The sequence below is a fragment of the Bartonella sp. B10834G3 genome (assembly GCF_016102505.1).
GTDB classification, from domain to species: Bacteria; Pseudomonadota; Alphaproteobacteria; order Rhizobiales; family Rhizobiaceae; genus Bartonella; species Bartonella choladocola.
Genome location: NZ_JACFOM010000003.1, coordinates 57,470 through 70,452, shown reverse-complemented (window position 1 = coordinate 70,452; position 12,983 = coordinate 57,470). Strand labels below are relative to the sequence as shown.

Here is a 12,983-nt window from a genome sequence, read left to right as displayed (position 1 = left end):
CGCGTGACAGCTCGCCGCTTTCAATGGTCTTCTCGACATTCCGTGTGAGCGGATCATCGGAAATGGCAAGCTCTGTCTGCTGCAAGCGCTTGATCTCGTCGCGCAATTTTGCCGCTTCCTCGAAATCGAGATCGGCGGCCGCGTCGCGCATCAATTTTTCCAGATGTTCGATATGGGCAGCAAGATTGTTGCCGACCATATTGCCAGCTTCGGCAAATTCGGAAATATCGGCACGAACATGGTCGCGCTCGTAAACCGAGTCGAGAATATCGGCGATATTCTTCTTCACACTTGATGGTGTGATGTGATGCTCGATATTATAAGCCTGCTGTTTTTCGCGACGGCGTTCGGTTTCTGCCAGTGCTCTTTCCATCGAACCGGTTTTGTTATCGGCATAAAGAATAACACGGCCATCGACATTTCTAGCAGCACGGCCGATTGTCTGGATAAGCGATGTTTCCGAACGCAAAAATCCTTCCTTGTCGGCGTCAAGAATGGCAACAAAACCGCATTCGGGAATATCAAGCCCTTCACGCAACAGGTTGATGCCGACAAGCACATCGAACGCGCCCAGACGCAAATCGCGGATAATCTCGATTCTTTCCAATGTATCAATGTCCGAATGCATATAGCGAACACGGATACCCTGTTCATGGAGATATTCGGTCAAATCTTCCGCCATGCGTTTGGTGAGAACTGTCACCAGACTGCGGTAACCCTGTTCGGTGGTTTTGCGGATTTCACCAAGCACATCGTCCACCTGATTGCGGGCAGGGCGCACTTCGACCGGCGGGTCTATCAAGCCTGTCGGGCGAATGACCTGTTCGGCAAAAACACCGCCTGCCTGTTCCATTTCCCAAGCACCCGGCGTTGCCGATACCGCAATGGTTTGCGGGCGCATGGCATCCCATTCCTCGAAACGTAACGGGCGGTTATCCATGCAGGAAGGAAGCCTGAAACCATATTCTGCCAATGTTGCCTTGCGGCGGAAGTCACCACGATACATTCCGCCGATCTGCGGAATGGTGACATGGCTTTCATCGGTAAAAATTATGGCATTATCAGGAATATATTCAAACATGGTCGGCGGCGGTTCACCCGGTTGGCGACCTGTGAGATAACGCGAATAATTTTCAATGCCGGCACAGCTTCCCGTTGCTTCCAGCATTTCAAGATCGAATGTGGTGCGCTGTTCAAGCCTTTGGGCTTCAAGAAGCCGCCCCGCTTTGTTCAATTCCGCCAGACGGTCACGAAGCTCGATCTTTATGGATTTGATCGCCTGATTAAGTGTCGGGCGCGGTGTCACATAGTGTGAATTGGCGTAAATTTTAACCGATTTCAGATCACCGGTTTTTTGTCCTGTCAACGGGTCGAATTCGGTAATCGAGTCAATCTCGTCGCCGAACAGGGAAATCCTCCATGCTCGATCTTCGAGGTGGGCAGGGAATATTTCGATTGTGTCGCCTCTCACACGAAACGAGCCGCGCACAAAATTGATGTCCTGCCTACGATATTGCTGGGCAACAAGATCGGCAAGAAGCTGGCGCTGGTCGAGATGGTCGCCCACCTGCATCTGGAAGGTCATTGCCGTATAGGTTTCGACCGAACCGATACCGTAGATACAGGAAACTGAAGCGACGATAATAACATCATCCCGTTCAAGAACAGCACGGGTTGCCGCATGGCGCATCCGGTCGATCTGTTCATTGATCGACGATTCCTTTTCGATATAGGTGTCGGAGCGCGGCACATAGGCTTCCGGCTGATAATAATCATAATAGGAAACGAAATATTCCACCGCATTGTGCGGAAAGAAATTCTTGAACTCGCCGTAAAGCTGTGCCGCCAGAGTTTTGTTGGGGGCAAGAATAAGGGCAGGACGTTGGGTTTCCTCGATGACTTTCGCCATTGTATAAGTTTTACCCGAACCGGTCACGCCAAGTAAAACCTGCGTTCTGTCACCATTTTTGATACCTTCGACAAGGTCTTTTATTGCGGTCGGCTGGTCACCGGAGGGAAGGAACGGCGTTTCCATCTTGAATGGTATTCCGCCTTCCGATTTTTCCGGACGGACAGGACGATGCGGCGTCCACAATTTGCCATTTTTAAATAGCGGATTTCCCGAAGCAATCAGGTTCGATAATGCCTCGACGGTCGCCGTTGCGCCACCGGTGGAAATTTTTGAAGCATCTTCAAGCCCGACATCGAGTCCCGCCACAGGATTAAGACCGGCGGCCGCGCGCTGTTTGGCAGTTGCTTTCCCGCCAATCGAAGTGCCGCGCGATGTACGTGTCGACTTTGCAGCGGCTTTTTTCGCCTTTACCGGTTTTTTGACCGGCTTTTCGGCTGCTTTATCAATATCGGCTGCCCAATCGGCAATCGAACCAGTGGGCGCATTCAGAACCGCTTTGTCTTCTCTTTCCGGACGGGACTTTTTTGCGCCGGCGGATTGATGTTTTTTAGCTAATGACGTCATGATAGAACAATATGGTATTCCTGCCCGAAAATAAAAGATAAAAGCCATATTTTGTTTACACAATCCATAAGGAATTTTCTTTCTTTTCCCTTGTCAAACCCGAAATTGGCGAATGCCGAAGAAAGTGACAAACCCGAAATCGGCCAAAGCTGAAGAGATCAGAAAAAATCATTTGAAGTCCCGAAGTCCCGAATCCCGAAAATTGATGTTTCAAATCGCGTTAATCTTCTTGAAAAGCGTGGTTTTCCTGAAAAACATAGCCTTTTTCTAACATCTCAAAGAATCCGGAAGGGCAGAGTGCCTTCCAATCTATCTTTATTCAATCAGGTCGTGGGTCAACATGGTTGATCGCAAGTCCGGCAGCTTTCAAACCGGAATGTTTCCCGTATCATTGTGTATCGTTGCAAGGCTCCTCCAAGGTTATAGACTGCAATGACAAAAATTTTTCTCACCTCGTTTGTGGTTATCAAAAGAAGCGGCAAAAACATGATGGATTTTTTATCCAGCGATGTTGGCAAAAACATTAGCCGGAACTAACAATAATTTATCGGAAAGCAAAACCGGCCTGCTTTTGGCAAGACCTTTCCTGCAACAATGTTTCGGGTGAACATCCGGCTCGAATAGAGCGTTGGTGTTTGGCAAGAAAGCCGGAATAAACAATCATGCAAATATCAAACCGGCCGATCATAAAATAATCGGCCGGAATTGAATTCAAGTGCGAATTAACGCGGCCCTCCACCGGGGCCACCACCGGGAAACGGGCCACCCGGCCCGCCATGCGGTGGCGGAGGCATACCAGGTCCTCCACCGGGGCCACCACCGGGAAACGGGCCACCCGGCCCGCCATGTGGCGGCGGAGGCATACCAGGCCCTCCACCGGGGCCACCACCGGGAAATGGGCCACCCGGCCCGCCATGTGGGGGCGGAGGCATACCGGGGCCGGGTCTGAATGGTGGCGGGCGCATGCCCGGAGGCGGACGGTGCGGCCGGTCAAAGCCCCAATGTGGTGGCGGTGGTGGAGGTGGACGATGATCCCCGTGCCAATGCGGCCGGCGATAACGGCGGTAATACCAGTCGTCATCGTAATATCCGCCACCGATAATGACATTGAATGTCGATGAAGAGGGGCGATTATAGCTGTTATAAACTGCTTCGCCATTGCGGAAGGCCAGATATGACGCGGAAGCCCAACCGATGCGCGGGCCATAATTGATTTCACACCAATTGCCCGAACATCCGCGCACGCCGACTATTTCACCCGGAGCTATTGTGCCGCGAATGGCATAGGCAGTACTTGGCCCGTCTCTGAAATTCAAAGGTGCTGTTACGAGCGCCTCTGCTGCTTGTGCTGCCTGTGTCGTTAACAAAAATGTACCAAACAACAAGGAACCGAGTATTTTTTTCATTTTGCCCTCAAGTCCGAGAAGGTGAATGGATCATGGCATTATTCTTGTCGAACATTATAGTGTAATTTAAGCCAAATTGTAGCAAAGAGATAGTGTTCGACAATAAATCGGAAAATTAAGTTTTGTTAAGAAAAGTCAATGTCGTTTTGGCGGCTTTTAGCAATCTTTAGCCTGAATTTTGTGAACGTCGGGCGTTTTTGGAAACAAAATTTAGGATGAAAAATCTTTTTCCTATGCTATATAATGGGAAGCTAAAAGTTTAGAGACGGGTTCCGGAAGGAGTTCCGGAGGCCGTTTCTTTTTGTTTTCGACGCAAAAATCGCGGGAAGGAAAGGATACGATAATGGAAAAATATCCGATGACGACCGGAAGCTATGAAAAGTTGAAAAAAGAGCTTCAATGGCGTCAGCACGAAGAACGCCCCCGTATCATTGAAGCAATCGCCGAAGCGAGGGGTCATGGCGACCTTTCGGAAAACGCCGAATACCATGCTGCAAAAGAAGCACAGAGCCATAATGAAGGACGTATTGCGGAACTTGAAGACTATGTTACCTGTGCAGAAGTGATCGACGTTTCAAAACTCACCGGAGATAAAGTCAAGTTCGGTGCAACAGTCAAACTGATTGACGAAGACACTGAAGAAGAAAAAACCTACCAGATCGTCGGCGAGCAGGAAGCCGAAGTGAAATTGGGCAAGATTTCCATTTCTTCACCGATTGCTCGCGCCCTGATTGGCAAGGAAAAGGGCGATTCTATCGAAGTGAATGCACCGGGTGGTTCGCGTTCTTACGAGATTTTGTCCATCCAGTTTATCTGATTGGTAATTCAATGCGTGTGTCGATTGACGAAACGGACGTTATTGCGCCCAATTTCAAAAAGCGTTTGTCGGGTGTGACATCGACAATTGTGCAACTCATCCCCTTGCAGCGCAAAAAAGGCATACGCATTTCCACTATCGGACCCGGCTTGCCCGATAGTTTGCCATCTCTTGGCTATTCAAGTTTATTGAAACTGTGGAAACGGCCTGAGGGCAAACCGTTTCGCATCTGGCATGCGCGGCGCAATGTCGAAATGGTGGCAGGCATTTTGTTACGCGATCTTTTTCGCATGAAGCTGAAGCTTATATTTACGTCTGCTGCGCAACGCCAACATAAGCCTTTTACCAATTGGCTTATCCGGAAGATGGACAAGGTTATCGCCACAAGTGCCCGTTCCGGCTCGTTTCTTGAAGTGCCCTATCGGGTTATCATGCATGGCATAGACCTTGACCGGTTTACCCCGCCTGCAACATTTGAAGATACATTCCAATCGACAAAACTTCCCGGCAAATATGCGGTCGGTTGTTTCGGGCGCGTGCGCCACCAGAAGGGAACCGATCTTTTTGTCGATGCGATGATTGAATTGTTGCCCCAGTATCCTGACTGGACAGCCATTATTACCGGACGCACCACTGCCGAACACAAAGATTTTGAAAAAGAACTGGAACGTAAAATTGCCGCTGCCGGTCTTCAAAAGCGCATTCTTATACTGGGCGAGGTTGATGATATACGCGTCTGGTACCGGCGCGTAACGCTTTACGTTGCACCATCGAGAAACGAAGGGTTCGGGCTGACACCGCTTGAAGCTATGGCTTCCAAAACCGCTGTTGTGGCAAGCGACGCGGGGGCATATCAGGAACTTGTCACAGAAGGCACGGGAACAGTCGTTCCGGCCGGTGATGGAAAAGCTTTGACAGAAGCGATAAAGCCCTATCTGGAAGACCCGGAAAAGACTATCGCCATGGGTGAAAAAGCTTTAGAGCATGTGCAAAAAGATTTTCCCCTTGATAAAGAAGCAAGCTCGATAGACGAAGTTTATCAGGAACTTTTTACAAAAAAATAATGCACTATTTCTGTGGTTGTTATGACTATCGAGGGTTTTCTCTGCTGTAAGAGGCAGGGAATTTTGTTCCGTGAGTTTTAGGACACCCGACAGAACAGTTAGGTGAAATAGCCTGACCAGATTGTTTATTGCGCCAATTCACTCTTGAAATTTTAAGGCTGACGCCGACAAATCCGACTGCCAGACGGCAACGGTTTGCAAGTGAAAGATATGACATTTGAAGGGAAGTACATCCGGCAGAACGGATAGGCCATTTCGTTTGGCTTTATTCAATAATATTTTTTAAAGCCTATTGCGGACAAATTCGATTGAAACGGTTTTCATGCGCGTCACTATTGGCACAATGGGCGGTGATATGGACAGTTTCAACAGTTATCCGCTTTCCGGTTCTATCCGATAATCCCGATTGTTAGCGCTCTTGTCGTGGGGGCGGAGGCTGAAATCATATCGGGGAAAAACACAGTGCAATAATAATATTAGGAACTCATATCGGTCGATAAATCATGCTGTTTGAAAATGCATATTGAAATGAAAAGAATACAAAAAGGAAGACATAGGCCATTATAAAAAATATCGTCGTATAAATGCCTATGGGGCGGTTTGCAATCCTGTTCGATATATCCTCGTTTCCAGGGAAAGCCCGCATATCTCTTGCAGTTTTTGCATCATAACTTGCACGGTTTTTCATCCACACTGTTATAAATTGAATAAGAAACATAAAGAAACATATGACGGTGATACCCAATCCGAAGCCGGAAAACATTTGACGGATTGTCCGAAGAGAATATCCGGATAAACCCAATTTTGATCCGGTATCGGCATTTATAATTCTCAATCCTAAAATCAATTTACCGATATTGTTTCCAACAATGGAATAAACCAGAATGTCGATTAAAAGAAGCAATATATAATACTCGCAAATGACGAGGATGATAAAAAGCGTTCTTGATTGCACTATATCGAAAAAAATCTCTTGATGAAATGATGATAAAATGATTCACATGATTCAACCGGAATCCGGATAATATAAATAAAGAATTATATAACAATGTATCAAATTTACGTGCAAAAAACGCCTACATAAACAATTTTATGTTTCCATTATAAAATTAGCATACTGTTACGCATATGCATTGTTAATCATTATTTTTTGAAATACTGTTCTTTATATTGTATTCTATATGTACAAGGCCGGTATATAATTTTTTGATAGATTTGACCGGATTTAAAATAGTGTGACATAGAAATCGGGAAAAACATAAAAATAAATAACGCACTGTGATAAAGTCGGGGCCAATAAAAAGCAGCTTGAACGCTATAAAGGTGTTTTGACTTTCCAGGCGAACCGGTGAAGAGAGTTATTTTGCACCCCTTTCAACATCATGTCGGTTATTCTCTTCGCCGTCACTTTAGCCGACTGTGTGCTTTATGTTTCTTCTTTCTTTTCCTTTGATGTGGGACATGCTGTGGCGGACTTGCTGAAAAATCCGGCCCGTTTCAGAAAGGAAAGAGAAATTTTTTGCGTGGTCGCGGAGGGCGGTTAAAGAATAAGCGGTGGTTCGTCTTTGATGACGCGAATGGTAAGTGCAGTGCGCACAGAGCCGACATTGGAGGCGGCTGTCAGTTGTTCGATAACAAATGTCTGGAAGCTTTTGAGATCGGGAGCCACACAGTGAAGCAGAAAATCCGATTCTCCCGACACCATCCATGCTTTTCTAACCAGTGGCCACTTATAGACCATTGCCGCAAAACCACGTAAATCCGCATCGGACTGGCGATGTAAACCGACAAAACAAAAAGCCACGAGATCCTGCCCGATCATAGCTCCATTCAGGATAGCCTGATAACCTTTGATAATGCCATCCTGTTCGAGGCGTCTCACCCGACGCAAACATGGAGGTGCCGAAATACCGACTTTTGAAGCAAGTTCGACATTCGTCATGCGGCCATTGCTCTGAAGCTCTTTGAGTATTTTCCAATCGATTGAATCGAGATCGGCTTTAATCTGCATAAGGCTTTACTTCACTATTGTTCAATTGAGTGTCTGTCTATCACCGGTTAGGAAAAACGTCACGTGGTAAAATCATTTTCTCCAGAACGCCGGTGTAAAAAGAATGATAACAGTAACAATTTCAAGACGTCCTGCAAACATAAGGCCGCTCAATATCCATAAGGCGGCGTCGCCCACTGTGGAAAAATTTCCGTCAGGGCCAATTCTGTCGCCAAAACCGGGGCCGACATTGGAAAGGGCGGTTAGTGCGCCGGTAAAAGCCGAAACAAAATCGAGTCCGGTAAAGGAGAGCAACACCGCTCCAATCACAAGTGATGCCATATAGAGACTCATGAACAGCAAAACTGTCTGGGCAAGATCACCGGAAATATCGGTTCCGCCATAACGCACTTTCACAACCGTATTGGGGGAGAGAAGCCGCATCATGGCGACGCGTGTGAAACGCCAGAGAATGATGAGGCGGTTAATTTTAATGCCGCCCGATGTTGACCCCGCACAGCCGCCTATAAATGAAGCAATAAAGAAAAGGCCGATCGCGAAAGGCCCCCACAACAGATAATCTTCAGCGGCATAGCCGGTGGTTGTAATCACCGAGACAAAATGGAAAATCGCGTCAAGGAATGCACGGTGGAACGAAAATCCGAAATGGAAACGCAGCCAGATGGCAAGCGCAAAACTGGCGACAAGAACGATGGACAGAAAAACAACAACCTGCGGGTCGGCCAAACGCCGCGAACGTTCAGGCAAAACAAGCTTGACATAAAGAATAAAGGGGAGCGAGGCGAGCAGCATAAAAATTGTTGCAATAACCAGCACCGAGGGCGTTTTGGAAAAATAGCCGAGTGAAGCATCATGGGTTGAAAAACCGGCTGTCGCAATTGTCGTCATGGCATGATTGACAGCGTCGAACATTGTCATCCCAACGGCAAAATAGGACAGCATACATAAAAGCGTAAGCCCCAGATAGGCAATGATAATGCCATTGGCAATCTGGTTCACACGCGGCAGAACTTTTTCTGCACGGTCGGAAGATTCCATATTGAAAAGCTGGATACCACCCACTCTGAGGGATGGCAAAAGCAACAAGGCCAAGGCGATAAACCCGATGCCGCCAATCCAGCATAAAAGCGAACGCCATAGAAGAATGCCGCGCGGCAGCCGGTCAAGTCCTGTAAGTACGGTGGCGCCAGTGGTGGTAATGCCGGAAACACCTTCAAAAATGGCAGCAGCGAGCGACAATGGCAGATGTGAAAAATAAAGCGGCATAGCACCGAGCACGCAACCGGTGATCCACAAGCAAACTGTGAGCAAAAATCCCAGTCGTGCCGAAAAACGACAATTGGCTCCGTTTGTTGCAAGCAGGATCAATGTCGCAAAAGCAATGGTTGTTGCAGCCGATCGGATGAAAACAACCCAGTCGCCATTTCCCGCCCGCAAATCTGCAAGGGCAGGGAGTAACATGGTTATTCCCAGAATCAGCGCAAAACGCGCGCAGACATTGCTGACAAATCGAAAAATGGCAAACCTCGGGATTGAAAAGAAACTTAAGTAAGTGTGTTATGCAATCACCCGCTATTTTATATAAATTTTACCCCTGCTGACAATCGCTAAGTTTCACAAATTGTCACCTCTTGTGATTAAACCGGTCAATCTTTGTCACCGCCTTGCAAAAGCCGATTTTAAACCATAAATCAAATGGCAGGATCAACCTTGGGGAAATGCTTTTTATCGGCTTTTTCCTTAATCGATTTATGAAAGTGGAGTTTCATGTCAGCGCGCCATATTCCTGTTTTGATCGTCGGTTCGGGACCTGCCGGTTATACGGCTGCAATTTATGCGGCGCGTGCCATGCTTAAACCTGTCATTGTCACCGGCCTGCAACAGGGTGGCCAATTGACGATTACCGACGAGGTTGAAAATTATCCCGGTTTTGTCGACCCGATTGGGGGGCCGGAGCTTGTTGAAAAAATGGCTCAGCAGGCGGTAAAAATGGGAACCGAACTCGTTTACGACATTATTACCAAAGCCGACCTTTCAAGACGGCCTTTTACACTTCACGGTGATTCAGGTACTGTTTACACATGTGATGCGCTTATCATCGCAACCGGCGCACAAGCCCGCTGGCTGGGATTGGAAAGCGAAAAAACCTTTATGGGCGGTGGTGTTTCGGCTTGTGCCACATGCGACGGTTTTTTCTATCGCGGCAAAGATGTCGTGGTGGTCGGCGGCGGCAATACTGCGGTTGAAGAAGCGCTATATCTGGCAAATCTTGCCAAAACCGTGACTGTGGTGCACCGGCGGGATTTTTTCCGTGCGGAAAAAATTATGCAGGAACGCTTGCTTAAACGTGATAATGTGCGGGTCATCTGGAATCATGTGGTCGATGAAATTGTCGGTAATCCGCCAAAGCCGCCAATGGGCGCAACGGTTACCGGTGTACGGCTTAAAGATACATTGACCGGAAAATTGAGTGAAGTCGAAGCGCAAGGCGTGTTTATCGCTATCGGTCACGCGCCGGCGGTCGAGCTGTTTGAAGGGCAATTGCGCCAGAAACCCGGTGGTTATTTGTGGACAGCACCGGATTCAACAGCAACCAGTGTTGAAGGTGTTTTTGCAGCCGGCGACGTTGCCGATGATGTGTTTCGGCAGGCGGTAACCGCTGCCGGACGGGGGTGCATGGCTGCGCTGGAAGTCGAGCGTTTTCTGGATGAACAGGTAGATTTGAAGGCAGGCGAAAAATAAGTTCGGCGGGCGCTTTTTAGTTGGAAATTGCGCCCGATATAGAAGATGGGTATCACCGCAAAAGCCGGTGTTTTTATAATTGAGGAGAAAATCTGGTGGCTGCGCCGTTGGATTGGGACAAATTGAGAATTTTCCACGCCGCTGCTGAAGCTGGCTCGTTTACACATGCCGCTCAGACGTTGCATTTATCGCAGTCGGCAATTTCACGGCAGGTTTCTGCGCTCGAACAGGATGTCGGTGTGCCACTTTTCCAACGCCATGCGCGCGGACTTATCATGACAGAGCAGGGCGAAATTTTATATCGCACTGCCCATGACGTATTGATGAAACTTGAAAATGTCCGCTCCAAATTGAGTGAAAGTCGCGAAAAGCCGACCGGCCATTTGTGCGTTACAACGACATTCGGCCTTGGTTCCGGTTGGCTCGTCCAGCGTATACCGGAATTTGTCAACCTTTATCCGGATATACAGATCCAGCTTCTCCTCGATGACGAGGAACTGGATTTGACAATGCGCCACGCCGATTGTGCTTTGCGTTTACGCCAACCCCAACAGCCCGACCTCATCCAGCGGCGGCTTTTTACAGTGCATATGCATGTCTATGCTTCGGCCAATTATCTTGCCAATCATGGCAAACCCACCCAATTGGAAGAGCTTGATAATCATCGCATTTTGTCTTTCGGTGAATCGGCACCAAGCTATCTTGCCGGATTGAACTGGCTTGAAACCGCCGGTCGTAACGACGGTTCACAACGTATCCCGTCTTTACAAATCAATAATGTGATTTCCATTAAAAAAGCGGCCATGAAAAATCTTGGTATTGCTGTTTTACCGGATTATATCATTGCTCCCAATGATGGTTTGATAAGACTTTTCCCCGATCTCACTGAAATTCCTTCATTCGATACGTTTTTCTGTTATCCCGAAGCGCTCAAAAATTCGGCCAAACTTCATGCTTTTCGTGATTATATTTTTGCAAAATCACGCAATTGGTCATTCTGATTGCGGTATTCGGAAAAATTCAATCACGGGAACAAACATTAAAAACCTTTTATAACGTTCGCCATGATGTGCCTTGTCTCTACCGGCTTTATTCTGTCACATCATTTGTCTTTTGTTCCGATTTTGAAGTGCCTTTCTATTGACCCGCCGGTTTTCTGACAATTTGAAATGATAAACGCCGAAGGCGATAGCCTATCAACAGTATTCGCAAGTGCCAAATTTATGCATATGAAATCGTGTTCACTTGCGGCGAAATAATAGGCATTAAATAAACGTGCTAATTCTTTGAGCAGAGGATGCACGCTCTCTGGGCAAAAAAAATTTCAATCAAGGCAAAACGGGATATAGATGTTTTTATGGCGATCTGGCGGGATTCTGACAAAAAGATTTTTCTAAATATTTGTTTTATAACAATAAAAAATATACATAAATTTACTGTCAAAAAATATTTCAATGAAGCTATGCGTTTGGTGCATAGCTGTCCTGCTTAAAATCTGGTTGCTGGCTGCCTAAAAAAAGTGCATATTACCGGCATCTCAAGTGGACGTCTCCTCCCATTGCGTTTCTTGAGTGTTCCCCTCTGGAGGTTTTGTCAGATTGACTATAGTCTCTGATACCTTCAAACTTCAGCCGGACTATTTGTCCGGCTTTTTTTTTGATTTTTTTTGTTTTCTGCTTTTTAAAGAAGTTATGATTTTTCTGGTGATCTTATCGCAAATTGTAACGGCGGTAATTCTTTTAACAATTGCCGGTTTCACGCGTTTATGCGCGCACCCGTTATCATGGTTGCAGAAAATTTATATCGACAGCAAACTGCATAATATTTTCTAGTTATGGGGATATGTCTTTCCTTTTTTGTGATTTTTATTCTGGCAGATATTCGGAAATCTTAGAGGAAATGGAGTGAGCGAAGCGTTCAGCCCGCTTTCTGCCGAGGAGAGTTACATTTGATTATATAGACTGTCTCGGCAGAGACGAGATCAACATGTGCGCATAGATTACGTCAATCATATATGTGCTTGCGGTATCAATCATAGGTGCGGGGGAAATAGGTCTTCGCGGTTGTTACCACGCTCTGTTTAGACGCTGAAACTGCTTTCAGGCACAAGCTTTAGATGGTGCATAGCCCACGTGTATGCACGGGTAAGATCAACCATATGAGCAGGCAAGTCAGTTCGGGGCGGGTAATGTGCGGCTTGTTTGGAAGCTTGAAATCTCTTTCAGGCACAAGCTTTATGATGGTGCATAGCACCCGTCAATCATGTATGCACGGGTAAGATCAACCATATGAGCGGGCAAGTCAGTTCGGGGCGGGTAATGTGCGGCTTGTTTGGAAGCTTGAAATCTCTTTCGGGCACAAGCTTTATGATGGTGCATAGTACCCGTCAATCATGTATGCACGGGTAAGATCAACCATATGAGCGGGCAAGTCAGTTCGGGGCGGGTAATGTGCGGCTTGTTTGGAA

Annotated in this window: 8 protein-coding genes and 1 pseudogene; 4 read left to right on the top strand and 5 right to left on the bottom strand. The window is 47.1% G+C overall.

The genetic code is table 11. The annotated features are described in order from the left end of the window. Positions 1 to 31 precede the first annotated feature (31 nt). Both uvrB and H3S94_RS09420 read right to left on the bottom strand, forming a co-directional pair. Positions 32 to 2,401, bottom strand: a pseudogene (gene uvrB, locus H3S94_RS09425) (excinuclease ABC subunit UvrB); the annotation flags it as partial. A 797-nt stretch (positions 2,402 to 3,198) separates the two neighbouring features. Then, the gene (locus H3S94_RS09420) at positions 3,199 to 3,882 is read right to left on the bottom strand and encodes an SH3 domain-containing protein (RefSeq protein WP_188318015.1); all 684 of its coding nucleotides are present in this window, start codon (positions 3,880 to 3,882) and stop codon (positions 3,199 to 3,201) included. Positions 3,883 to 4,225: 343 nt separating this feature from the next. Between H3S94_RS09420 and greA the strand changes: the two genes are divergently transcribed. Both greA and H3S94_RS09410 read left to right on the top strand, forming a co-directional pair. Beyond that, positions 4,226 to 4,699, top strand: coding sequence for a transcription elongation factor GreA (gene greA, locus H3S94_RS09415; protein ID WP_077992958.1), 474 nt, complete (start codon positions 4,226 to 4,228; stop codon positions 4,697 to 4,699). 11 nt (positions 4,700 to 4,710) lie between these two features. Further along, positions 4,711 to 5,763: a glycosyltransferase family 4 protein gene (locus H3S94_RS09410; protein ID WP_210328014.1), complete on the top strand. Its 1,053-nt coding sequence runs from the start codon at positions 4,711 to 4,713 to the stop codon at positions 5,761 to 5,763. 484 nt (positions 5,764 to 6,247) lie between these two features. Here H3S94_RS09410 and H3S94_RS12115 read toward each other — a convergent pair whose 3' ends face one another. The 3 genes from H3S94_RS12115 to H3S94_RS09400 all read right to left on the bottom strand — a co-directional run bounded on the left by H3S94_RS12115 (position 6,248) and on the right by H3S94_RS09400 (position 9,235). Next, a complete protein-coding gene (locus H3S94_RS12115; protein WP_369805259.1) occupies positions 6,248 to 6,721 on the bottom strand; it encodes an RDD family protein in 474 nt (157 codons plus the stop codon). Between the two features lie 582 nt (positions 6,722 to 7,303). Next, a complete protein-coding gene (locus H3S94_RS09405) occupies positions 7,304 to 7,774 on the bottom strand; it encodes an Lrp/AsnC family transcriptional regulator (protein ID WP_075868870.1) in 471 nt (156 codons plus the stop codon). Positions 7,775 to 7,846: 72 nt separating this feature from the next. Continuing rightward, positions 7,847 to 9,235 carry a TrkH family potassium uptake protein gene (locus tag H3S94_RS09400; RefSeq protein ID WP_077992949.1) on the bottom strand — a complete coding sequence of 463 codons (1,389 nt, stop codon included), beginning with the start codon at positions 9,233 to 9,235 and terminating at the stop codon, positions 7,847 to 7,849. Positions 9,236 to 9,541: 306 nt separating this feature from the next. On the opposite strand from H3S94_RS09400, the gene trxB reads away from it, so the two are divergent. Further along, the gene (trxB, locus tag H3S94_RS09395) at positions 9,542 to 10,516 is read left to right on the top strand and encodes a thioredoxin-disulfide reductase (RefSeq protein ID WP_198231386.1); all 975 of its coding nucleotides are present in this window, start codon (positions 9,542 to 9,544) and stop codon (positions 10,514 to 10,516) included. Positions 10,517 to 10,611: 95 nt separating this feature from the next. Next, a complete protein-coding gene (locus tag H3S94_RS09390; RefSeq protein WP_077992939.1) occupies positions 10,612 to 11,517 on the top strand; it encodes a LysR family transcriptional regulator in 906 nt (301 codons plus the stop codon). The last annotated feature ends 1,466 nt before the right edge of the window (positions 11,518 to 12,983 follow it).

Coding starts and splice junctions, on each gene's coding strand:
- H3S94_RS09410 (WP_210328014.1), top strand. CDS start 4,711: ATGCGTGTGTCGATTGACGAAACGGACGTTATTGCGCCCAATTTCAAA.
- H3S94_RS09420 (WP_188318015.1), bottom strand. CDS start 3,882: ATGAAAAAAATACTCGGTTCCTTGTTGTTTGGTACATTTTTGTTAACG.
- greA (WP_077992958.1), top strand. CDS start 4,226: ATGGAAAAATATCCGATGACGACCGGAAGCTATGAAAAGTTGAAAAAA.
- H3S94_RS09405 (WP_075868870.1), bottom strand. CDS start 7,774: ATGCAGATTAAAGCCGATCTCGATTCAATCGATTGGAAAATACTCAAA.
- H3S94_RS09400 (WP_077992949.1), bottom strand. CDS start 9,235: ATGTTACTCCCTGCCCTTGCAGATTTGCGGGCGGGAAATGGCGACTGG.
- trxB (WP_198231386.1), top strand. CDS start 9,542: ATGTCAGCGCGCCATATTCCTGTTTTGATCGTCGGTTCGGGACCTGCC.